1 protein-coding gene is annotated in these 26,024 nt (G+C 68.6%); it reads left to right on the forward strand.

Annotated elements, in window-relative coordinates; all coding sequences use genetic code 11:
* Entirely contained in the window at positions 1-26,016 is a 26,016-nt protein-coding gene (locus tag ACQP2U_RS06500) for an SDR family NAD(P)-dependent oxidoreductase (RefSeq protein WP_433713833.1), read from the forward strand.
* The last annotated feature ends 8 nt before the right edge of the window (positions 26,017-26,024 follow it).

Raw genomic sequence — 26,024 nt, forward strand, 5'->3', positions numbered from 1 at the left:
ATGGTCGACGACAACAAGCACCTTGACTACCTGAAGCGCCTGACGGTCGATCTGCGCCAAACACGCAGGCGGCTGCGGGAAGTCGAGGATCAGAAATTCGAGCCCATTGCGGTTGTGGGTGTGGCGTGTCGTTACCCGGGTGGGGTGGCCTCTCCGGAGGATCTGTGGAATCTGGTGTCGGAGGGTGTCGACGCGATCGGTGAGTTCCCTGCCGACCGCGGTTGGGATGTGGACGGGCTCTACGATCCGGACCCGCAGGCGCGCGGGAAGTCGTACACGCGCTCGGGCGGGTTCCTCTATGACGCAGCGGAATTCGACGCGGAGTTCTTCGGGATCAGCCCGCGCGAGGCACTGGCGATGGACCCGCAGCAGCGGATCCTGTTGGAAACCGCTTGGGAAGCCCTGGAACGAGCCGGTATCGACCCGTCGACATTGCGGGGGTCCGATACCGGTGTCTTCGCCGGTGCGTCGAACGCGGAGTACGCCGATATGCTGCACGCGGGTCCGGTGGATCTGCGGGGCTATCTGCTGACCGGTACGACCGGCAGCGTGGTGTCGGGCCGGGTGGCGTACGCGCTGGGACTGGAGGGCCCGGCGGTGTCGGTGGACACCGCGTGCTCGTCGTCGCTGGTGGCGGTGCATCTGGCGGCGCAGTCGCTGCGCTCGGGGGAATGCGCGATGGCGTTGGCCGGCGGCGTGACGGTCATGGGCTCGCCGGGGATGTTCGTGGAGTTCTCCCGGCAGCGAGGGCTGGCGGCCGATGGCCGGTGCAAGTCGTTCGCGGCGTCGGCGGACGGCACGGGCTGGTCCGAAGGCGCGGGCATGCTGGTGCTGGAGCGGCTGTCGGACGCGCAGCGACACGGGCATCGAGTGTGGGCGGTGATCCGCGGAACGGCGATCAATCAGGACGGCGCGTCCAACGGCTTGACCGTGCCGAACGGTCCCTCGCAGCAGCGGGTGATCCGCGCCGCGCTGGCCAACGGGCGGCTCTCGACCGACGACGTGGATGTGGTGGAGGCGCACGGCACCGGCACGGTGCTGGGGGATCCGATCGAAGCACACGCGCTGCTCGCTACCTACGGACAGGACCGTGATCCGGAGCGGCCACTGTGGCTCGGGTCGCTGAAATCCAATATCGGTCACTCGGTGGCCGCGGCGGGCGTCGGCGGCATGATCAAGATGATCATGGCGATGCGGCACGGGGTGCTGCCGCCGACCCTGCATGTCGACGAGCCCACTCCGCGTGTGGACTGGTCCACCGGCGCGATCGAACTGCTGACCCGCAAGCGGGATTGGCCCGAGGAAGCGGACCGGCCCCGCCGGGCCGCGGTGTCCTCCTTCGGCATCAGCGGCACCAACGCGCACGTCATCCTCGAATATGTACCCGCCGGCGAATCGGCCGAATCCGAGCCGGGCACTAACCCCGCCAGCTCGGGAAGCCCTGTCGCGGTTGCGGTTCCGTGGGTGGTGTCGGCGAAGTCGGAGGCCTCGCTGCGGGCGCAGGCCGCGCGGTTGCACGAGTTCGTGGCCGCCGATCCCGCGGTGTCGGTGTCCGAGGTGGCGCATTCGCTGATCTCGACTCGCACGCTGTTCGCGCACCGGGCCGTGGTCGTGGGTGACGACCGGACCGAGCTGCTGCGCCGACTGGCCAGCGTGGCGGCCGGCGCACCGGGTCCCGGTGTCGCCGTCGGTTCCGGCGCGGCGTCGCGGGTCGGTGTGATGTTCGCCGGGCAGGGCTCCCAGCGGGCGGGCATGGGTCAGCAGCTGTATGGCCGGTTCCCGGTGTTCGCCGAGGCATTCGACCAGGTCTGCGCGCAGCTGGATCCGCTGCTCGGGCTCTCCTTGCGCGACGCGATCAGCTCCGGAACCGAATTGGAGCAGACCCGGTTGACCCAGCCGGCGCTGTTCGCGGTCGAGGTGGCGCTGTATCGCCTGCTCGAATCATGGGGTGTCACCGCGGATGTGGTGTTCGGGCATTCGATCGGTGAGATCGCCGCCGCGCATGTGGCCGACGTGCTGAGCCTTGCCGATGCGTGCACGTTGGTCGCGGCGCGGGGCCGGTTGATGCAGGAATTGCCCACCGGCGGAGCGATGCTCGCGGTGCAGGCCGGTGAGCAGGAGATCACCGCACTGCTGGACGGTGTCGACGGGGTGGACGTGGCCGCGGTCAACGGCCCTGCGGCAGTGGTGATCTCCGGTCGTGCGGAGGTCGTGGACGTTCTCGCCGAGCAACTGCGCGAGCGCGGGCGACGCGTCAAACGGTTGCGGGTCAGCCATGCCTTCCACTCCTCGTTGATGGAACCGATGCTGGCGCGGTTCGCCGAGGTGGTCGCGACACTGCGCTTCGATCCGCCTCGGATTCCGGTGATCTCGACTGTCACCGGTGCGGTGGCGGATCCCGGCCTGTGGTGCTCGCCGCAGTACTGGGTCGATCAGGTGCGCCGGCCGGTGCGGTTCGCCGACGCCGTGGCCGCGGCCTGGGCCAACGGTGTGGACACCTTCATGGAAGTGGGTCCCGACTCGGTGCTGTCGGCGATGACAGCCGAATGCCTGCCCGAGGCGGCGACCGCGGTGGCGGTGCTGCATCCCGAGCGTGACGAACCCGCCGAGATCCTCGCCGCGGTCGCGCGGTTGTTCGTGCGGGCGGTGCCGGTGCGCTGGAACGCGGTGCTCGCGGACCCGAACCCGGCATCGGTGGAACTGCCCACCTATGCCTTCGACCGCCGTCGCTTCTGGCTCGAACCCGCGCTCGGTGCCGCCGGTGTCGAATCGGTGGGTCTTGGCGCGATGGGGCATCCGCTCCTGGGTGCCGTCGTGTCGGAAGCGAAGTCCGGCGACGTGCTGCTGACCGGCCGGTTGTCGGTGGCGACGCAGCCGTGGCTGGCCGACCACGCGGTCGCCGGGTCGGTCCTGCTGCCGGGGACCGGCTTCGTCGAGCTGGCCTTGCGTGCCGGTGCCGAAGTCGGATACCCCGTGATCGACGACCTGACGCTGCAGGCGCCGCTGCTGCTGCCCGCCTCGGGCGGTGTGCGGATCCAGGTTGTCGTCGGCGGGCCCGGACCGGAGTTCGCGCAGCGGCCGATCTCGATCTACTCGCGCAGTGAGCACGACCCGGACGGTCAGTGGGTCCTCAACGCGCGGGGGCAGCTGACCACCCTGGATGACACGGCCGCGCCCGCATCGGAGACCTGGCCGCCGCCCGCGGCGACCGATCTCGATGTCGCGTACACGGCCCTGTCGGCACGGGGCTACGAGTACGGTCCGGCGTTCCAGAGTGTGCGGGCGCTGTGGCGACGTGGTGCCGAGGTATTCGCCGAGATCGCCATCGACGCCGATAGTGGTGCGCGCGCCGAAGGATTCGGGATTCATCCGGCACTGCTGGACGGCGCACTGCAGGCCGGACTGTTGGCCGGCGTCGTCGATAATGCTGCGGGACAGCCGGATTCACCGTTCACGATGGTGGCCGGGCAAGTCGTGCTGCCCTTCTCGTGGGAGTCGGTCGCGCTGCACGCGGCCGAGGCATCGGTGCTGCGCGTTCGGTTGACCACCACCGGATCGTCGGTGTCGCTGCACGCGGCGGACGAGCAGGGTCAGCCGGTGTTGTCCGGATCGGTGACGCCCCGGCCCATGCGACTGGAGCAGCTCGCCGCGGGTGCGAGCGGCGCGGCCGATCCGTTGCTGGAAGTGGTGTGGTCGCCGGTCGAATCGGATTCGCCCGCAGTGGATTCGGGTTCGGTCCGGTGGGACCGGCTGGATCCGGAAGCGGCGGTGCCGCCGGTCGTGGTGGTCGAGGCCGGGTCCGGGTGGAGCGAAGCCTCCGGCACCGACGTGGTCGCCGCTACCCATGCCGAGGTCGCACGTGTCCTCGCGGTGGTACAGGCGTGGTTGTCCGAGGACCGGTTCGCCGCGAGCACACTGCTGGTCGCCACCCGCGGTGCGGTCGCGGTGGCCGACGAGGACCTCACCGATCTCGCCGGTGCCGCGGTGTGGGGCTTGGTGCGGACCGCGCAGACCGAGGATCCGGGACGAATCGTCCTGGTGGACACCGACACCGGCATCGACCAGTCCGTCGCGGCCACTGTCGTGGCCGTGGGCGAACCCCAGGTGGTCCTCCGTGACGGCATCACCCACACCGCGCGGCTCACCCGGCCTACGCCCGTCGCGTCCGCATCGGCCGCCGACGACGCATTCGGTGCGGGAACCGTGCTGATCACCGGTGGCACAGGTGGTTTGGGTGCGGTGGTGGCCCGGCACGTGGTGGCCGAGCACGGCGTGCGGTCGTTGTTGCTGGTGAGTCGCCGTGGTCCTCGGGTCGAGGGCATCGCGGCGTTGTGCGCCGAGCTGGAGCAATTGGGTGCGCGGGTGCGGGTGGTGGCGTGTGATGTCACCGACGCCGACGCGGTGGCCGAGCTGCTGGGCGGCATCCCCGCGCAGTGGCCGTTGACCGGGGTGATCCATGCCGCGGGTGTGCTCGACGACGGGGTAATCGCCTCCTTGACCACCCAGCGGGTGGATGCGGTGCTGGCGCCGAAGGTGGATGCCGCATGGCATCTGCACCAGGCGACCGCGGATCTGGATCTTGCCGCGTTCGTGGTGTTTTCGTCGATATCGGGCACCGTGGGCGGTCCCGGGCAGGGCAACTACGCGGCCGCGAACGCCTTCCTGGACGGGCTGGTGGCCCACCGGCGAGCCCGCGGACTGGCCGGTCAGTCGCTGGCGTGGGGTCCGTGGGCGCGCTCGGGCGGTATGGCCGGGCAGTTGGGTGAGGTCGACCTGGCTCGGATGAGCCGGGCCGGATTCACCGCGATCCCGGACGAGTCGGCGTTGGCCGGTTGGGATGCGGTGTTCGAACGCGGCAACGCGCATGCGGTGATCGCCACGATCGATACCGCCACGATTCGGGCCCAGGCCGAGGCCGGACTGCTGCCCCCGCTGCTGCGCGCACTGGCGCCGGCGGTGCGGCGGTCCGCGGCGCTCTCGACGGTGGGGTCGAGTCTGCGGCAACGGCTTTCGGGTCTGGACGCCGGTCGGCAGCGGCAGGCGGTGCTCGATACCGTCCGCACCCACATCGCGGCCGTTCTCGGCCACGACAGTGCGTCCGCGATCGATCCCGATCGTGCCTTCCAGGACCTGGGTTTCGATTCCCTGGGTGCGGTCGAGCTGCGTAACCGGCTCAAGACCGCCACCGGCCTATCGCTGGCGGCCGCGGTCGTCTTCGACTACCCCACACCGCAGGCGCTGGCCGCACACCTGACCGACGAGCTCACCGGCACCGGGCACAATGTGGCGGTCACCGCCGCGAAAGCCTTCGACGGCGAACCGATCGCGATCGTCGGCATGGCGTGCCGGTACCCGGGCGGGGTCCGATCGCCCGAGGAGCTGTGGCAGCTGGTCGTGACCGGGACCGACGCGACGTCGGAGTTCCCGGTGAACCGCGGATGGGATACCGAGCGGCTGTACGACCCGACCGGGGAAACACCGCACACCACGTACACGCGTTCGGGCGGATTCCTGCATGCCGCAGGTGAGTTCGATCCGGCGTTCTTCAATATCAGCCCGAATGAGGCCGCGCTGATGGATCCGCAGCAGTTTCTGCTGTTGGAGACCTCGTGGGAGGCGTTCGAGCGGGCCGGCGTCGACCCCGCGCTGCTGCGCGGCAGTGCGACCGGTGTCTTCGCCGGCATGATGTACCACGACTATCCGGTCAACGCGAACGCGGGATCCATTGCGTCCGGCCGGATTTCGTACGTGTTCGGTCTGGAGGGGCCGTCGGTCACGGTGGACACGGCGTGTTCGTCGTCGCTGGTGACAATGCATTTGGCGGCGCAGTCGCTGCGGTCGGGTGAATGCGATCTGGCCTTGGCCGGTGGTGTGACGGTGATGGCGACTCCGGAGACTTTTGTGGAGTTCAGCCGGCAGCGGGGGCTGTCGCCGGACGGCCGGTGTAAGTCGTTCTCCGACACGGCCGATGGTGTCGCCTGGTCCGAGGGCGCCGGTGTGCTGGTGCTGGAGCGGCTGTCGGACGCGCGTCGCAATGGCCATGACGTGCTTGCGGTGATCGCCGGTTCGGCGGTGAATCAGGATGGCGCGTCCAATGGTTTGACCGCGCCGAACGGCCCCTCACAGCGGCGAGTCATTCGTCAGGCCTTGGCCAATGCCGGGATATCGCCGGTCGATGTCGACGTGGTGGAGGCGCACGGCACCGGTACCACGCTGGGTGATCCGATCGAGGCACAGGCACTGCTCGCCACGTATGGCCAGGAGCGTGTTGCGGATCGGCCGCTGTGGTTGGGGTCGTTGAAGTCCAACATCGGTCACGCTCAGGCGGCGGCGGGTGTGGGTGGTGTGATCAAGATGGTCATGGCGATGCGGCACGGACTGTTGCCGCAGACCCTGCATGTGGATCAGCCGTCCACGAAGATTGACTGGTCCGAGGGCCACGTCCGGTTGCTGACCGAACCGATGGCGTGGCCGGAGGCGGATCGGCCGCGTCGTGCGGGTGTCTCCTCGTTCGGCATCAGCGGCACCAATGCACATCTCATTATCGAGCAGGCCCCGGTATCGGCGGTCGAGTCGGTCCCGGAGGTCCGGACCGTCCCGGCGGTGCCGTGGATGCTGTCGGCGCGCAGCGGCGAGGCTCTGGCCGCTGCCGCTGCGCGGCTGGCATCGCATGTGGTCGACCATGATCCGATCGATGTCGGTTTCTCGTTGGCGTCGACGCGCAGTGTCTTCGAGCATCGGGCCGTGGTGGTGGCCGAGGACCGTGTGGGGCTGCTCGCGGGCGTGCGGGCGCTGGGGCGCGGCGAAACGATTCCGGGTGTAGTGACCGGCCGCGTGGCCCCGGGGTCGACGGGTGTGGTGTTCTCGGGTCAGGGTGCGCAGTGGGCTGGTATGGCTACGGAACTGCGCGCGGCATTCCCGGTGTTCGCCGATCACTTCGATGCGATCGTCGCCGAGTTGGATCCGCTGCTGGGGCAGCCTGTTTCGCTGGGCACCGCGCTGGTGAGCGATGAGCTGGTGGATCGGACGGTGTTTGCGCAGGCGGGGTTGTTCGCGTTCGAGGTGGCGTTGTTTCGTCTGCTCGAATCGTGGGGCGTACGGACCGATGTGGTGGCTGGTCATTCGATCGGTGAGGTCGCTGCCGCGTATGTGGCTGGTGTGTTGTCGCTGTCGGATGCTTGTGTGTTGGTGGCTGCGCGTGGTCGGTTGATGCAGGCGTTGCCTTCTGGTGGGGCGATGGTTGCTGTGGGTGCCTCTGAACTCGAGGTGACGTCGCTGCTGGTCGATGGGGTGTCGGTCGCGGCGGTGAACGGTCCGTCGTCGGTGGTGCTGTCCGGTGTCGAGGACGCAGTCTCTGCGGTTGTCGATACCTGCGTGGAGCGTGGTTGGCGCACACGCAGATTGCGGGTTTCGCATGCTTTCCATTCGGCTCTGATGGAGCCGATGTTGGCTGAGTTCGCTTCGGTGGTGGAGGGTTTGACTTTCGGTCGGCCCGGCATCGCGTTGGTGTCGACGGTGACGGGTGCCCAGGTCGTCGACGAGATGGGTGATCCGTCGTATTGGGTCGGTCAGGTCCGGGACACGGTCCGGTTCGCCGATGCCGTTGCCACGATGGCCGGTTCGGGTGTCTCGCGGTTCGCCGAGGTCGGGCCGGGCGCCGTGTTGACCCCGATGGTCGCCCAGACTCTCGGTGACGCCACGGCGGTCGCGGTGACCAGACGCGACCACGCGGACGCGGTGACCGTGACCAGTGCGCTGGCCGGGTTGTTCGTGGCTGGTGCCGAGGTGAATTGGGCCGGTTTCTACGCCGGGACGGGGGCGCGGCGAATCGACCTGCCCACCTACGCTTTCCAGCACGAACGGTTCTGGCTCGACGCCAAGCAGATGCTGGCCCAGTCGTGGCTCGGTGCCGAACTGGGCGGCGTCACCGCGCTCGGGCTGGATGCGGCGACGCATCCGCTGCTGGGTGCCATTGTGCCGCACCCGGATTCGGGAGCGGTGAGCTTCACCGGCCGGTGGGCGCTGGATTCGGTGGAATGGTTGGCGGACCACAGCGTGCTGGGCACCGTGTTGCTGCCGGGCACCGGATTCGTCGAACTGGCCGGTCACGTCGGTGGCCTGCTGGGCTGCGAGGTGGTCGACGAGCTCGTTCTGCATACTCCGTTGACCCTGACGGCCGATGGCGATGTCGCCGTGCAGGTCGTGGTGGCCGCCCCGGACGAGGCCGGCCGACGGCGACTGAGCGTGCATTCGCGGCAGACGGCCGCGGGTCCGTGGGTGCTCCATGCCGAAGGCGTGCTCGTCCCCGGCGACGGGGTGGCCGACTTCGACCTCGTCGCGTGGCCACCGGCCGGCGCGCAACCGCTGGACGTCGACGGCGCGTACGACGAGCTGCTCGATATCGGATACGGCTACGGCCCCTGCTTCCAGGGGCTGCAGGCCGCGTGGCAGCGCGGCGACGAGGTGTTCGCCGAGGTCGCGCTACCGGATCCGAAGGACGCCAAGGGTTTCGGGATCCACCCCGCGCTATTCGACGCGGCGCTGCACGCCGCGATCGTGCATGGTCTGCGTGGCGGCGTCGAGGGTTTCCCGGCGCTCCCGTTCAGCTGGAACCGCGTGGTGCTGCATGCGGCCGGCGCTGCCGCGGTGCGGGTGCGGATCGTGCTGCAGGGCGACCGGTTCGCGGTGCAGATGGCCGATGAGCAGGGGCAACCCGTACTGTCGGTGGGCGCGTTGATCTCTCGGCCGGTGTCGGCCGATCGCCTGAGCGCAGATGGGGTATCGGATGCCCTCTTCGGCGTGGAATGGGTCGCTGCCGCGCCGTCTACGGCGAGTGTCGAGCCGGACCGGGTGGCGGTACTCGGCGGACACCACGGTGATCTCGCGGCATTGGTCGCCGACCTGGACGCGAACCCCGACTCGATCGTGCCCGACCTCGTGCTGCTCGAGTGCCCCACCCACGAGGGTGCGCCGCCGGAGGCCGCCCGCCGGGTCGCGATGGGCGTGCTCGAGACCGTCCAGCGTTGGCTGGCCGACAGTCGTTTCGCTGGTTCGCGTTTGGTGGTGCTGACCAGACGTGCGGTGGCCGTTGCCGATGCGGAGCAGGTGGATCTGGGACAGGCGCCGGTGTGGGGTCTGCTGCGCGCCGCGCAAGCGGAACACCCGGGCCGATTCCAGCTGCTCGATCTGGACGCCGACGGTGATTCGCTCGCCGCGGCGGCCACCGTCGCGACCGAGCCGGAGGCCGCGCTGCGGGGTACGAGCGCGTACGTGCCGCGGTTGCGCCGGCACACGCCCGGTTCGATCGTTCGGTTGTCCGAGCCGGGCACCGTGCTGGTGACCGGTGGGACGGGTGGTCTGGGTGGCGTGATAGCCCGGCACTTGGTGGCCGAACACGGTGTGCGCCATCTGCTTTTGACGTCTCGGCGTGGCCCGGATGCTCCGGGTGCGGCGGAACTGCGTGCGGAGCTGACCGAGCTCGGCGCCGAGGTGACCGTTGCCGCGTGTGATGTGTCGGATCGGTCTGCGCTGGCGGCGTTGCTGGAGGGTATTTCGGTTGAACATCCGCTGGTCGGTGTGGTGCATGCGGCGGGGACCTCGGACAACGGTCTGGTGGAGTCGATTACGGCGGACCGGGTCGATTATGTGTTCGGGCCCAAGGTGGATGCGGCGTGGCATTTGCATGAGTTGACTCGTGATGCCTCGTTGTCGTTGTTCGTCTTGGTGTCCTCGGCGGGCGGATTGGTGCTGGCTGCCGGTCAAGCGAACTACGCCGCGGCGAACGTCTTCTTGGATGCGCTCGCGGCACACCGTCGGAGTCTGGGATTGCCCGCGACGGCTGTGGATTACGGATTGTGGGCGCGATCCGCAGGGCTCGGTGTCGAGCTGTCCGAAGATGACTTCGATCGGATGCGCCGCCAGGGCTTCCCCCCGCTGACCGAGGCAGACGGTCTGGCGCTGTTCGATTCCGCGATCGCCACCGATACCGCGCAGCTGGTGGCGCTGCGGGTCGATCCGGCGGTGCTCCGGACGCGGGGCGAGCAGATCCCCGCTCTGGTCCGCTCGTTGGCACCGTCCCCGGTCCGCCGGCAGAGCAGGACCGCTGCGGGCCAGGCCTTTGCGCTCGAGCTGGCCGGCTTGTCGGATGCGGATCGTGCGCGTGCTCTGCTTGATCTCGTTCGTTCGGTGGCTGCCGCGACTCTTGGGCATGTGTCGGTGGATGCTGTTGAGCCGCAGCAGGCTTTTCAGCAGCTTGGTTTCGATTCGTTGAGTGCGGTCGAGTTCCGTAACAAGTTGAATGCCGCGACGGGTTTGCAGCTGCCGGCGACGCTGGTTTTCGACTATCCGAACGCGCAGGTTGTCGCCGAATTCATCGATTCCCAACTCACCGGCGCCGCTGCGGTCGAAAAGCCTGTGATCAGCCGGGTCCGCACCGGCGACGACCCGATCGCGGTGGTGGCGATGAGCTGCCGCTACCCCGGTGGCGTCGCCTCGCCGGAAGACCTGTGGGACCTGGTCACTTCCGGCACCGACACCACCGGCGAGATGCCGTCGGATCGTGGCTGGGATATCGAGGGCATCTACGATCCGGAACCCGGCAAGGCGGGCAAGACCTACACCCGTCAGGGTGGATTCCTGTACTCCGCAGCCGATTTCGACGCGGATTTCTTCGGGATCAGCCCCAACGAAGCCACGATGATGGATCCGCAGCAGCGGCTGCTGCTGGAGATCTCGTGGGAGGCGCTGGAGCGCGCAGGTGTGGATCCGGCGGTGCTGCGCGGTAGTTCGACCGGTGTCTTCACCGGCCTGATGTACCACGACTACGCCCAGCGCACCGGTACCGGCAGCGGCGCCGCGGGCAGCTTGGTTTCGGGCCGGGTGTCGTATGTGTTCGGTCTGGAAGGACCGTCGGTCACCGTGGATACCGCATGCTCGTCCTCGCTGGTCGCCCTGCATCTCGCCGCGCAGTCGCTGCGGTCCGGTGAGTGCGATCTGGCACTGGCCGGTGGCGTGGCGGTGATGGGGACCCCGGACATGTTCCTCGAGTTCGGCAGGCAGCGGGGGCTGTCGCCGGACGGTCGGTGTAAGTCGTTCTCCGACACGGCTGATGGTGTCGCCTGGTCCGAGGGCGCCGGTGTGCTGGTGCTGGAGCGGTTGTCGGACGCGCGTCGCAATGGCCATGACGTGCTTGCGGTGATCGCCGGTTCGGCGGTGAATCAGGACGGCGCGTCGAATGGTTTCTCCGCACCGAATGGTCCGTCGCAGCGGCGGGTGATCCGGCAGGCGTTGGCCAATGCCGGTGTATCGCCGGATGAGGTGGACGTGGTGGAAGCTCACGGCACCGGAACGACCTTGGGCGATCCGATCGAGGCGCAGGCGCTGCTTGCCACGTATGGCCGAGAGCGTGCTGCGGATCGGCCTTTGTGGTTGGGGTCGTTGAAGTCGAATATCGGTCATGCCCAGGCCGCCGCGGGTGTCGGTGGTGTGATCAAGATGGTCATGGCGATGCGGCACGGCCTGCTGCCGCGGACGCTGCACGTTGATCGTCCCAGCACCAAGGTGGACTGGTCCGAGGGGCATGTCCGGTTGTTGACCGAGTCGGTGGCGTGGCCGGAGGTGGATCGGCCGCGTCGTGCGGGCGTCTCCTCGTTCGGCATCAGCGGCACGAATGCCCACCTCATCGTGGAGCAAGCCCCGGTGACCGCGCCGGTGGTGGCCCAGGCTCCGGAGCCGACCTCGGTACCGGCTGCGCGGCCGTGGGTGATTTCGGCCCGCGGTAGCGAGGCTCTCGCCGCTCAGGCGGCGCGCCTGGCATCGCATGTGGTCGACCACGATCCGCTCGACGTCGGTTTCTCCCTGGCCTCCACCCGTGCGATGTTCGAGCACCGCGCGGTTGTCGTGGCCGAGGACCGTGACGGTCTGCTCGCGGGCGTCCGGGCGCTGGCCGCCGGTACGCAGGCACCCGGTGTGGTGTCCGGTCGTGTCGTGACGGGGTCGACAGGTTTCGTCTTCTCCGGTCAGGGTGCGCAGTGGGCCGGTATGGCCGCCGGGCTGCGGACCGAATATCCGGTGTTCGCCGATCACTTCGATGCGATCGTCGCCGAGCTGGATCCGCTCCTGGGGCAGTCGGTTTCGCTCAGCGTGGCGCTAGCGGACGGTGACCTGGTCGACCGGACCGTGTTCGCGCAGGCGGGTTTGTTCGCGTTCGAGGTGGCGCTGTTCCGGCTGCTCGAATCTTGGGGTGTGCGTGCGGATGTCCTGGCCGGCCATTCGATCGGTGAGATCGCTGCCGCGCATGTGGGCGGAGTGTTGTCCCTGGCGGATACCTGTGTGCTGGTGGCCGCGCGTGGCCGGTTGATGCAGGCGCTGCCCGCCGGTGGCGCGATGGTCGCCGTGGGCGCCTCCGAGCTCGATGTGCTGCCGCTGCTGGTGGCCGGTGCGGTGTCGATCGCGGCGGTCAACGGCCCGTCGTCGGTGGTGCTGTCCGGTGTCGAAGCCGATGTCCTCGCCGTCGCTGAACAGTGCGCCGAACAGGGATGGCGCACATACCGATTGCGGGTCTCGCACGCTTTCCACTCGGCCTTGATGGAGCCGATGCTGGCCGAATTCGCCTCGGCGATCGAGGGTTTGACCTTCGGCCGACCCAGCATCCCGTTGGTGTCGACGGTGACCGGGGCCCGGATCACCGATGAGATGTCGGATCCGGCGTATTGGGTCGGCCAGGTCCGCGACACTGTGCGGTTCGCCGACGCGGTCGCCACGATGGCTGGTTCCGGTGTGTCCAGGTTCGCCGAGGTCGGCCCCGACGCTGTGCTGACCCCGATGATCGCGCAGACCCTCGATACCGGGGAAGGCGTGGCCGCAACCGTGGCCGCGCTGTCGCGTCGGGACCAAACCGATGTGGCCGCGGTGCCGACCGGCCTGGCCAGGTTGTTCATCGCGGGCGCTGACGTCGACTGGGCGGATCTGTACGCCGGCACCGGAGCCCGCCGAATCGACCTGCCCACCTACGCTTTCCAGCGTCGGCGGTACTGGATGTCCGAGGGGTCCGCCGGCGGCGATGCCCGGGCAATGGGTCTGGTGGCGACCGCCCATCCGCTGGTATCGGTGGTGGTATCGCAGCCGGACTCCGAGGCGATGATCCTGACCGGTCGCCTGTCGGTGCAGACACATCCGTGGTTGGCCGATCACCTGGTGCTGGGGACCGTATTGTTCCCCGGCACCGGATTCGTCGAGCTGGCCCTGTACGCGGGGGAGCGGGTCGGCTGCTCGACGCTGGACGATCTGGTGCTGCGGGCCCCGCTGGTGTTGTCGGAGTCCGACGGGGCCGCGGTGCGAATCGTGGTCGATCCCGCGGACGAGACCGGCCGGCGCGGGGTGCGGATCTTCTCCAGCCCGGACGGGGACGCCGATGCGGCGTCGTCGTGGCTGCTGAATGCCGAAGGCGCGCTTGCCCCGAGCGCGGCCGTGCCTGCCGTGGATCTCGCGGCGTGGCCGCCGGTCGGCGCGCAGGTTTTGAACGTCGATGGTGTCTACGACGAGCTGCTCGATGCCGGGTACGGGTATGGCCCTGTCTTCCAGGGCCTGCGGGCGGCGTGGCAGCGCGGCGACGAGGTGTTCGCCGAGGTCACCCTCCCGGACCCGCAGGACGGCCAGGGTTTCGGGCTGCATCCGGCGCTGCTCGATGCCGCGCTGCATGCGCTGCGGCCGGCCGGCCACCTGCGCGCAGAGGGCGCCGGCCCGGAGTTGCCGTTCGAGTGGTCGGGTGTCACGGTGTACGCGGCGGGGGCCGGTGCGCTGCGGGTGCGGTTGACCCGGGTGGGTGACCATGCCGTGGCGGTGGATCTGGCGGATTCGACCGGAGCCGCGGTGGCGACGGTGCGGCAGCTCGCGTCCCGGCCGATCGATCCCGCGCAGCTCAGCACCGGTGCGTCCGTTGCACGCAGCGCCGTATTCCAGGTCGAGTGGACACCGATCTCGGTGTCCGGCACCGGAATCGATGCGGTGTCGTGGGCGGATCTGGGTGACGAGGTGCCCGCCGCGGTGGTGCTGGACTGTCCGGCGGGTAATGAGCCGGAGACGGTTCGGGCCGCGACTCACGGTGTGCTGCGGGTGCTGCAGTCGTGGCTTGCCGCTGAGCGGTTCGGCGAGTCGGCGTTGGTGGTCCGGACCAGCGGTGCGGTATCGGTTGCTGGGGAAGACATTACGAATCTGGCCGGTGCTGCCGTGGCCGGTCTGGTCCGTACGGCCCAAGCGGAGAGTCGTAGCCGGATCGTGGTGGTGGACAGCGATTCCGACATCGGCGGCCTGCTGGGCGGAATTCTGGCTGCCGAGGAACCGCAGGTGGCGGTGCGTGGCGGGCAGGTCTTCGGTGCGCGACTGGTCCGGGCGACCCCCTCGTCGGCCACCGGCTCGCCCTTCGCTCCGGACGACACGGTCCTGATCACCGGTGCCAGCGGCTATCTCGGTGGGTTGTTCGCCCGGCATCTGGTGGCCGCGCGCGGTGTTCGCCGTCTGTTGTTGCTGAGCCGGCGCGGTGAATCCGCCCCCGGTGTAACCGAACTGCGGGACGAGCTGCAGCAGCTCGGTGCCGAGGTCGAGTTCGTCGCGTGTGACGTCGCCGACCGTGCCGCGCTGGCGCAGGTGCTGGCCGCTATCCCCGCGGACCGTCCGCTCGCCGGTGTGTTCCATACGGCTGGTGTGCTCGATGACGGTTCGATCGCCGCGCTCACCCCGGAGCGGATGGACGCGGTCTTGCGGCCGAAGGTCGATGCCGCCCTGCATCTGGACGAGCTGACCGCCGATCTGCCGTTGCGGGCGTTCGTGCTGTTCAGTTCGGCGGCCGGCACCTTCGGCAATCCAGGGCAGGGCAACTATGCCGCGGCCAACGCCTGTTTGGATGCGGTGGCGTTGCACCGCAAGGCATCCGGGCGTAACGGGCAGTCGCTCGCGTGGGGTCTGTGGGGCGCGGACGGGGGGATGGGCGCGGAGCTCGGCGACACCGAGCGGCGCCGGATGTCTCGATCGGGCATGCTGCCGCTGACGGAAGAACAGGGTCTGGCGCTGTTCGACGCTGCTTCCGGAATCGACGCGGCCGCGCCCGTGCTGGCCCGTCTCGATCTGGACGGCATCCGCACCGCGGGGTCTGCCACGGCCCTGCTGTCCGCCCTGCTCCCCGCTCGCCGTCGGACGGCTTCGGGCGGCGCTACGGCGCTGCGTTCTCGTTTGGCCGCTACTCCCGACAGCGAGCGCCTGGGTGTGCTCGTGGAAACCGTTCGCGGTCAGGTCGCGACGATTCTGGGCCACCGGAACGCGAATGCGATCACACCCGACAGGGCATTCAGCGATCTGGGCTTCGATTCGATCTCCGCGGTCGAGTTCCGCAATGCTCTCGCGACCGTGACGGGCCTGCGGTTGCCGGCGAGTTTGGTGTTCGACTATCCGTCGCCTCAGGCGCTGGCCGAATACCTGGCCGGCGAGCTCGTCGACCACCAGGGCTCGGCAACAGCTGTTCGCGCAGCGCTGCAGACCCGCAACCGTCAGCTCGACGAACCCATCGCGATCGTGGGTATGGCGTGCCGGTATCCGGGTGGAGTCGGTTCTCCCGAGGAGCTGTGGAATCTGGTTGCGACGGGGACGGATGCGGCGTCGCAGTTCCCCGTGAATCGTGGTTGGGATGTCGATCGTCTCTACGATGCGGCCGGGGAGAAGCCGAACAGCACCTACACCCGTGAGGGTGGATTCCTCCATGCCGCAGGTGAATTCGATCCGGCGTTCTTCAATATCAGCCCGAACGAGGCCGCGGTGATGGATCCGCAGCAGTTCCTGCTGCTGGAGACCTCATGGGAGGCGTTCGAGCGGGCCGGTGTCGACCCCGGCGCGTTGAAGGGCAGCCGGACCGGTGTGTGGGTCGGCATGATGTATCACGACTATCCGGCGAACGCGAACGCGGGATCTATTGCCTCGGGCCGGGTTTCGTACGTGTTCGGTCTGGAGGGGCCGTCGGTCACGGTGGATACGGCGTGTTCATCGTCGCTGGTGGCGATGCATTCGGCCGCGGGCTCGCTGCGGTCGGGCGAATGTGATCTGGCGTTGGCCGGTGGTGTCACCGTCATGGCCACCCCGGAGACGTTCATGGAATTCAGCCGGCAGCGCGGGCTGTCGGCGGACGGCCGGTGTAAGTCGTTCTCCGACACCGCCGATGGTGTCGGCTGGTCGGAAGGTGTCGGCATCCTGGTGTTGGAGCGGTTGTCGGATGCTCGGCGCAATGGTCATCGGGTGCTTGCGGTGCTGACCGGTTCGGCGGTGAATCAGGATGGTGCGTCGAATGGTTTGACCGCGCCGAACGGTCCCGCGCAGCGGCGGGTGATCGGGCAGGCGCTGGCCAATGCCGGGATCGCGCCGACCGAGGTGGATGTGGTGGAAGCCCACGGCACCGGTACTACGTTGGGTGATCCGATCGAGGCCCAGGCCGTCTTGGCTACTTACGGGCAGGGTCGTGCTGCGGATCGTCCGCTGTGGCTGGGGTCGTTGAAGTCGAATATCGGTCATGCTCAGGCGGCGGCTGGTGTTGGTGGTGTGATCAAGATGGTGATGGCGATGCGCCATGGGGTGCTGCCGAAGACGCTGCATGTCGATGCGCCGAGCACCAAGGTGGATTGGTCCGAGGGGCATGTGCGGTTGTTGACCGACTCGGTGGTGTGGCCGGAGGTGGATCGGCCGCGTCGTGCGGGTGTGTCGTCGTTCGGTATCAGCGGAACCAACGCGCACATCATCATCGAACAGGCCCCGGCTGCGGAGCCGGAGCCGGTGGCGGCCGTTCCGGTCGGCGGATTGCTGCCGTGGACGGTCTCGGCACGCGGCGGGCAGGCTCTTGCCGGTCAGGCCGAGCGGCTGGCATCCCACGTCGTTGATCAGGATCTGGATCCGGTGGATGTCGGTTTCTCATTGGCGTCCACGCGTGCGGTGTTCGATCATCGTGCGGTGGTCCTGGCTGAGGGCCGTGACGGTCTGCTGGCGGGTATGCGGGCGTTGGGCCGGGCCGAATCCCTTCCGGGTGTGGTGTCCGGGCGGGTGGTGCCGGGTTCGACGGGTGTGGTGTTTTCGGGTCAGGGTGCGCAGTGGGCCGGTATGGCGGCCGAGCTGTGGACTGCGTATCCGGTGTTCGCGGAGCACTTCGATGCGATCGTCGCCGAGTTGGATCCTGTACTAGGGCAGTCGGTTTCGCTCAGCGTGGCGTTGGCGGATGGTGAGCTTGTCGATCGGACGGTGTTTGCGCAGGCGGGTTTGTTCGCGTTCGAGGTGGCGTTGTTTCGGCTGCTCGAGTCGTGGGGTGTGGGTGTGGATGTGGTGGCTGGTCATTCGATTGGTGAGGTCGCTGCTGCGCATGTGGCTGGTGTGTTGTCGCTGTCGGATGCTTGTGTGTTGGTGGCTGCGCGTGGTCGGTTGATGCAGGCGTTGCCTTCTGGTGGGGCGATGGTTGCTGTGGGTGCCTCTGAACTCGAGGTGACGTCGCTGCTGGTCGATGGGGTGTCGGTCGCGGCGGTGAATGGTCCGTCGTCGGTGGTGCTGTCCGGTGTCGAGGACGCGGTGCAGAGTGTTGTCGATACCTGTGTGGAGCGTGGTTGGCGTACACGCAGATTGCGGGTTTCGCATGCTTTCCATTCGGCTCTGATGGAGCCGATGTTGGCCGAGTTCGCTTCGGTGGTGGAGGGTTTGACCTTCGGCCGGCCCGGCATCGCGTTGGTGTCGACGGTGACGGGTGCGCGGATCACCGATGAGATGTCGGATCCGGCGTATTGGGTCGGTCAGGTCCGGGACGCGGTCCGGTTCGCCGACGCGGTCGTCGCGATGGCGGGTCTGGGTGTGTCCCGGTTCGCGGAGGTCGGCCCCGATGCGGTGTTGACCCCGATGATCGCGCAGATCGTCGACTCCGGACACTTGCCCGTGACCCCGGCGATCGTGCCCTTGGCGCGTCGGGGTCGGGCCGATGCGCCCACGGTGTTGGGTGGGGTGGCCGCCTTGTTCGTGTCTGGCGCCGACGTGGACTGGTCCGGCCTGCATGCCGGAGGTCAGCGAATCGACCTGCCCACCTATGCCTTCCAGCACGAGCGGTTCTGGCTCGATCCCCGGCAGATGCTGGCGAAGTCGTGGCTGGGAGCCGAACTGGGCGGAGTCGGCTCGGCCGGGCTGGACGCGGTGGAGCATCCGCTGCTGGGTGCGATGGTGTCGCATCCGGAGTCGGGTGAGGTGAGTTTCACCGGCCGGTGGTCGGTGGACTCGATGGAGTGGCTGGCCGACCACAGCGTGCTCGGCACCGTATTGCTGCCGGGCACCGGGTTCGTGGAGCTGGCGAGCTACGTCGGCGGCGTCCTGGACTGCGAGATAGTGGATGAGCTTGTCCTGCATACCCCGTTGACGATGCCTGCCGAAGGCAGCGTCGCGGTACAGGTCGTGGTGGCCGGCGCCGACGAAGCCGGTCGCCGCCGGCTGACTGTGCATTCGCGGCAGACCGCCGAGGGGCCGTGGTTGCTGCACGCCGAAGGCGTGCTCGCACCGGGCGAGACGGCGGCAGATTTCGATCTGGCCGTGTGGCCGCCTGCGGGTGCACAGCCGACTCCCCTCGCGGGCATCTACGACGAGTTGTTCGACCTCGGGTACGGCTACGGCCCGTTCTTCCAGGGTTTGCAGGTGGCGTGGCGGCGGGGTGACGAGTTGTTCGCCGAGGTCGCGCTGCCGGATCCGCAGGACGGCAACGGCTTCGGAGTTCATCCGGCGTTGCTCGACGCGGCGCTGCATGTCGGTATCGTGCACGGTCTTCGGGATGGTGTCGGTGATTTCCCGGCCCTGCCGTTCACCTGGAACCGTGTGGTGTTGCACGCCGCAGGCGCCGCCGCGGTGCGCGTCCGAATCGTGGTCGACGGCACCAGGTTCACCGTGCAGCTGGCCGATGACCAGGGGCACCCGGTGCTGTCGGTCGGTGCGCTGGTGTCCCGACCGGTGTCGGCCGATCGCCTGGGCGCCGACCATGCCGCGCAATCCCTCTTCCGCGTGGAATGGAGCACTGTTGCCCCGCCTGCGGCGCCGACGGAGCCCGGCCGGCTGGCTGCGCTCGGCTGGGGCCGAAGTTCCGGTGCGGTACGGGGCTTCGGTGATCTCGCGGAGCTGATCGCCGATCTGGATGCGAACCCGGAGGCGGTCGTTCCCGAGATGGTGCTGCTGGAGAGCCCATTCGATGACGCGGCGCCACCGCAGGCCGCACGCCGGGTGGTGACCCGGCTCTTGGACACGGTCCAGGGCTGGCTGGCTGAAACCCGTTTCGCCGGTTCCCGTTTGGTGGTGTCGACCAGACACGCTGTGGCCGTTGCCGATTCCGATTCGGTGCGGCTGGACCAGGCGCCCGTCTGGGGGCTGGTGCGCGCCGCGCAGGCGGAGCACCCGGGTCGATTCCAGCTCCTGGACCTGGACGGCGACCATGACCCGATCGCGATCGCGACCGCGGCCATGGCTGCGGAACCGGAAGCCGCTCTGCGTGGGCAGGAGGTGCTGGTCCCGCGCTTCGGCCGCCACACACCCGATGTGATCGCTCGGCCGATCGAGCCGGGCACCGTCCTGGTGACCGGTGGCACCGGCGGGCTGGGTGCGGTGATCGCCCGGCATCTGGTGAACGAACACGGTGTGCGCCACCTGCTCCTGACGTCCCGGCGGGGTCTGGGTGCGCCCGGCGCCGCCGAGCTGCGCGATGAGCTCGTCGAGCTCGGTGCGCAGGTCGCGGTCGCCGTCTGCGATGTGTCGGATCGGGCCGCGGTAGCCGCACTGCTGGACGGCATCTCGGCCGAGCATCCGCTCGTGGGCGTCGTGCATGCGGCCGGAATCGCGGACAACGGTGTGATCGAGTCGATGACACCGGACCGGCTCGGGAATGTCTTCGGGCCCAAGGCCGATGCCGCGTGGCATCTGCACGAGCTCACCCGCGACGCCGCGCTGTCGCTGTTCGTACTGTTGTCCTCGGCGGGCGGGCTGGTCCTGGCTGCCGGTCAGGCCAACTACGCTGCGGCGAACGTCTTCCTCGACGCCCTCGCGGCGCATCGTCGCGAACTCGGATTGCCTGCTACCGCAATTGATTACGGTCTGTGGGCGCGATCGAGCGGACTCGGCGCCGAGCTGTCCGAGGACGACTTCGATCGGATGCGAAGGCTGGGTTTCCCGCCGTTCACCGAGGCCGAAGGCCTGGCGTCGTTCGATGCGGCCATCGCCACCGATACGGCCCAGGTAGTGGCGCTGCGGGTCGACGCGGCCGTGCTGCGCACCCGGGGCGAGCAGATCCCCGCCCTGCTGCGGGCGATCGCACCCGCTCCCGTGCGCCGGGCGACTCGGACCGCGGCTGGGCAGGCATTCGCGCAGCGGCTGGCCGGGCTCTCCGACACCGATCGTGCCGCCGCACTGCTCGATCTCGTCCGGGCCACTGCCGCAGACACTCTCGGGCACGCCTCCGGCGCTGCCGTCGAACCCCAGCAGGCTTTCCAGCAGCTCGGGTTCGACTCGTTGAGCGCCATCGAGTTCCGCAACAAGCTCAATACCGCGACCGGTCTGCAACTGCCGGCCACGCTGATCTTCGATTACCCCAACCCACAGCTCGTCGCCGACTTCATCGATTCCCAGTTCACCAGCACGAGCCAGGACATCGAAATCACCACCGGCACAGCCGTCGGCGACGACCGGATCGCCGTGGTGGCGATGGGCTGTCGCTACCCGGGTGGAATCGCGTCGCCGGAGGATCTGTGGCGGCTGGTCACCTCAGGTGGGGAGACCACCGGAGAGCTGCCGGACGATCGGGGCTGGGATATCGACGGTATCTACGATCCTGAGCCCGGCAAGGCAGGTAAGACCTACACGCGCCACGGTGGATTCCTTTACTCCGCAGCCGATTTCGATGCGGATTTCTTCGGGATCAGCCCGAACGAGGCGACGGTGATGGATCCGCAGCAGCGGGTGCTGCTGGAGGTTTCCTGGGAGGCGCTGGAACGCGCCGGTGTCGACCCGGCGGTGCTGCGGGGCAGCTCGACCGGCGTGTTCACCGGCGTGATGTACCACGACTACGCCCAGGGCGCCGGCACCGGTAACAACGCCGGTGGCAGTCTGGTCTCCGGTCGCATCGCCTACACGCTGGGCTTGGAAGGTCCTGCGGTGTCGGTGGATACGGCGTGCTCGTCGTCGCTGGTCGCCCTGCATCTGGCCGCGCAGTCGCTGCGGTCGGGCGAGTGCGATCTGGCCTTGGCCGGTGGCGTGGCCGTGATGTCGGCACCGGACATGTTCCTCGAATTCAGTCGCCAGCGGGGGTTGTCGCCGGACGGTCGCTGTAAGTCCTTCGCGGACGCGGCCGACGGTGTCGCCTGGTCCGAGGGCGCGGGTGTGCTGGTGCTCGAGCGGTTGTCCGATGCCCGGCGCAACGGTCATCGGGTGCTCGCGGTGATCGCGGGGTCGGCGGTGAATCAGGATGGTGCGTCGAACGGTTTCGCCGCGCCGAACGGCCCGTCGCAGCGGCGGGTGATCCGCCAAGCCCTCGCGAATGCCGGGGTCTCGCCGGTCGACGTCGATGCGGTGGAGGCGCACGGCACCGGTACGACGCTGGGTGACCCGATCGAAGCGCAGGCACTGATGGCCACGTACGGCCGAGATCGGGATGTCGCTCGGCCGTTGTGGTTGGGGTCGTTGAAGTCCAACATCGGTCACGCTCAGGCCGCCGCCGGTGTGGGTGGCGTGATCAAGATGGTCATGGCCATGCAGCACGGGCTGCTGCCGCAGACGCTGCACGTGGATCAGCCTTCTACGAAGGTGGATTGGTCCGAGGGGCAGGTCCGGCTGCTGACCGAGCAGGTGTCGTGGCCGGAGGTGGATCGGCCGCGTCGTGCGGCGGTGTCCTCGTTCGGCCTCAGCGGCACCAACGCGCACATGATCGTCGAACAGGCGCCCGGAGTGGACCCGGCTCCGGAGATCAAGACCGCTCCCGTCGGCGGAGTGCTGCCCTGGGTGCTCTCCGCCCGCAGTGCAGAGGCGCTCGCCGACCAGGCCGCCCGCCTGGCAGCGCAGGTGAGCGGCCACGCGGACGACCCGATCGATGTCGGCTTCTCACTTGTCGATTCGAGAATGCTGTTCGACTACCGGGCCGTGGTGTTCGCGACCGAACGTGACGCGCTGCGGGCCGGAACACAAGCGCTGAGCCGAGCCGAATCCCTTCCGGGTGTGGTGTCCGGCCGGGTGGTGCCGGGGTCGACGGGTGTGGTGTTCTCGGGTCAGGGTGCGCAGTGGGCCGGTATGGCGGCTGAGTTGCGTGCGGTGTATCCGGTGTTCGCCGAGCATTTCGATGCGATTGTCGGGCAGCTGGATCCGCTGCTGGGGCAGCCGGTTTCGCTGGATGTGGCGCTGTCGGATGAGGATTCGGTCGATCGGACGGTCTTCGCGCAGGCGGGGTTGTTCGCGTTCGAGGTGGCGTTGTTCCGGTTGCTCGAGTCGTGGGGTGTGCGTGCGGATGTGGTGGCTGGTCATTCGATCGGTGAGATCGCCGCGGCGCATGTCGCCGGGGTGATGTCGGTCGAGGTTGCGTGTGTGCTGGTGGCCGCGCGTGGCCGGTTGATGCAGGCGTTGCCTTCCGGTGGGGCGATGGTCGCTGTCGGCGCCGCCGAGGCCGACGTGCTGTCGTTGCTGCCCGGCGAGGTGTCGATCGCGGCGGTGAACGGTCCGTCGTCGGTGGTGCTCTCCGGCATCGAAGACGATGTGCTCGCGGTCGTCGCGAAGTGCGCCGAGCGTGGTTGGCGCACACACAGATTGCGGGTTTCGCATGCTTTCCATTCGGCTCTTATGGAGCCGATGTTGGCCGAGTTCGCTTCGGTGATCGAGGGTTTGGTGTTCGGTCGTCCAAGCATCCCGTTAGTGTCGACGGTGACCGGTGCCCGGATCACGGATGAGATGTCGGATCCGGCGTATTGGGTCGGTCAGGTCCGGGACACCGTCCGTTTCGCGGATGCTGTTGCGGCGATGGCAGATCTGGGTGTATCCCGGTTCGCCGAGATCGGACCGGACGCCGTGCTCTTCCCGATGGTCGACCAGATCGTCGAGGAGCTGACGGTGACCGCGGCCCCGACGGTGGTGGCGCTGGCACGTCGGGGCCAGGCGGACGCGTCCGCCGTGGTGGCCGGAACTGCCGGGTTGTTCGTCACCGGCGCTCACGTCGATTGGGCCCGCCTGTACGCCGGTACCGGAGCTCGGCGCATCGATCTGCCCACCTATGCCTTCCAGCGTCAGCGCTATTGGATGGCCGCCGGGTCCGCCGCCGGTGGTGACGCCAGGTCGATGGGTTTCGCGGCCACTGGCCACCCCCTGGTCTCGGCCGTGGTGTCGCAACCGGAGTCCGACGCGATCGCGCTCAGCGGCCGATTGTCGGTGCGGACGCAGCCCTGGCTGGCCGACCATGCGGTCATGGACACCGTGTTGGTCCCCGGCACCGGTCTGGTCGAACTCGCCCTGCACGCCGGAGAACAGCTCGGCTGCACGATGCTGGAGGAGTTGGTGCTGCGGGCGCCGCTTGTGCTGTCGGATTCGGCAGGGGTCGCCGTGCGGGTCGTGGTCGATGCCGAGGACGCGGCCGGTCGTCGCGGGGTTCGGATCTTCTCCCGCTCCGACGATGGTGTCGATGCGCCGTGGACGTTGAACGCCGAGGGCGGGCTTGCGCCGGAAGGCGACAGCGCGGCAGTGGATCTGGTGTCCTGGCCGCCCGCGGACGCGGTCGCGGTGGATATCGACGGTGTCTATGACGCCCTCGATGCGCAGGGCTATCACTACGGTCCGGTGTTCCAGGGACTGCGCGCGGTCTGGCGTGGATCCGACGGGCTCTACGCCGAGGTCGAGTTGCCCGAGGCGGCGCGAGCGGACGCGGAGCGGTTCGGCATGCATCCGGCGTTGCTGGATGCGGCTTTGCACGCCTTGCGTTTTGCCGATGACACCGTGTCGGAGGAAACCGGGCTGGCGTTGCCGTTCGAATGGTCCGGCGTCACTGTGCATGCGGCGGGGGCCGATGCGTTGCGGGTTCGGCTCACTCGCATCGGTGAACGCGGAGTCGCACTGGATCTGGCGGATTCGACCGGTGCGGCCGTGGCGACGGTGCGGCACTTGGCGTCCCGGCCGATCGATCCCGCGCAGCTCACCGCAGGCACACCCATTACGCGCACTGCTGTCTTCGATGTCCGCTGGACACCGATCACGGTGTCCGAGAACGAGGTCGCCGGCGTGGCATGGGTGGATCTCGGTGACGTGAGTGGGCAGGTCCCGCAGGTGGTGGTGCTGGACTGCCCGGCGGGCAATGATCCTGCGTCCGTTCGCGCCGCTACTCATAGTGTGCTGGAGGCACTGCAGTCCTGGATTGCCGAACCTCGGTTCGGTGAGTCGGTGCTGGTGGTTCGGACCGGTGGCGCGGTATCGGTGGCCGGGGAGGACATTTCGAACTTGGCCGGTGCCGCTGTCGGCGGCCTGGTTCGGGCCGCACAGTCGGAGCATCCTGGCCGGATCGTGCTGATCGATAGCGATTCCGGCATAGACGGTCTGCTGGGCGGGATTCTTGCTGCCGAGGAACCACAGGTGGCCGTCCGCGCCGGGCGGGTACATGTCGCGCGACTCGCCCGGGTCGTCTCCACCGACGCTCCGTCGACCGGTTCCTTCGATCCGGGCGACACCGTTCTGATCACCGGTGCCAGCGGCTTCCTCGGTGGGTTGTTCGCCCGGCATCTGGTGGCCACGCGCGGCGTCCGCCGTCTGTTGTTGCTGAGCCGGCGCGGTGAATCCGCCCCCGACGTAACCGAACTGCGGGACCAGCTGCGGCAGCTCGGTGCCGAGGTCGAGTTCGTCGCGTGTGACGCCGCCGATCGTGCCGCGCTGGCGCAGGTGCTGGCCGACGTGCCTGCCGCGCACCCGCTGACCGGCGTGTTCCACCTGGCCGGTGTGCTCGATGACGGTGCGATCGCTTCGCTGACTCCGGCTCGCATGGATGCGGTGTTCGGGCCGAAGGTCGATGCCGCCCTGCACCTGCACGAACTGACCGCCGAGCTGCCGCTGCGGGCGTTCGTCGTGTTCAGTTCGGCGGCAGGTGCATTCGGCAACGCTGGCCAGGGCAACTATGCCGCGGCCAACGCCTGCCTGGACGCGTTGACGGCGCACCGCAGGGCATCCGGGCTCCCCGGCACCTCGCTGGCCTGGGGTCTGTGGAGTATGGACGGCGGTATGGCGGCGGAGCTCGGTGACACCGAGCGGCGCCGGATGTCCCGGTCGGGCATGCTGCCGCTGTCGCAGGAGCAGGGCCTGGCGCTGTTCGATGCGGCGACCGGGCTGGACACGGCGGCCCCCGTCCTCGCCCGCTTGGATCTCGATGCCATGCGTCGGGCGGGATCCGCAGTGCCCGTACTGCTTTCCGGGCTGGTCCCGCAGCGCCGGAAGGCAGCCTCGGGTGCGTCGGCGGCGCTGCGAGCGCGGTTGGCGAGCACTCCCGACGGTGAACGCCTCGGAGTTCTGGTGGAGATCGTGCGTGGTCAGGTCGCGGCGATTCTGGGTCATCGGAATGCGAATGTGATCGCAGCCGACCGGCCTTTCAGTGAGCTGGGCTTCGATTCGATCTCCGCTGTCGAGTTCCGTAATGCTCTCGCGACCGCGACAGGTCTGCGGTTGCCGGCGACCGCGGTGTTCGACTATCCGTCACCGCAGGCGCTGGCGGAATATCTGGCCGGCCAGCTCGGCGGCCATGGGGACGCGGAGCCGGCAACGGATCTGTCGGAGAACAGTATTCGCAACGCCCTCCAGACGATCCCGCTCGCCCGTCTACGCGACGCGGGCCTGCTGGAGGCCCTCATGAGGCTCACGAACGGGCAGGACGGCCAGGACGACACCGATCAGACCGTCACGGATGAGTCGATCGACGAGCTCGATATCGACGGCTTGATCGACCTCGCCTACAACAACTCCTCCGAGGACTGAAGGACCGA

Origin of the sequence: Nocardia sp. CA-084685 (assembly GCF_050955785.1) — a bacterium.
Classification (GTDB): Bacteria; Actinomycetota; Actinomycetes; order Mycobacteriales; family Mycobacteriaceae; genus Nocardia.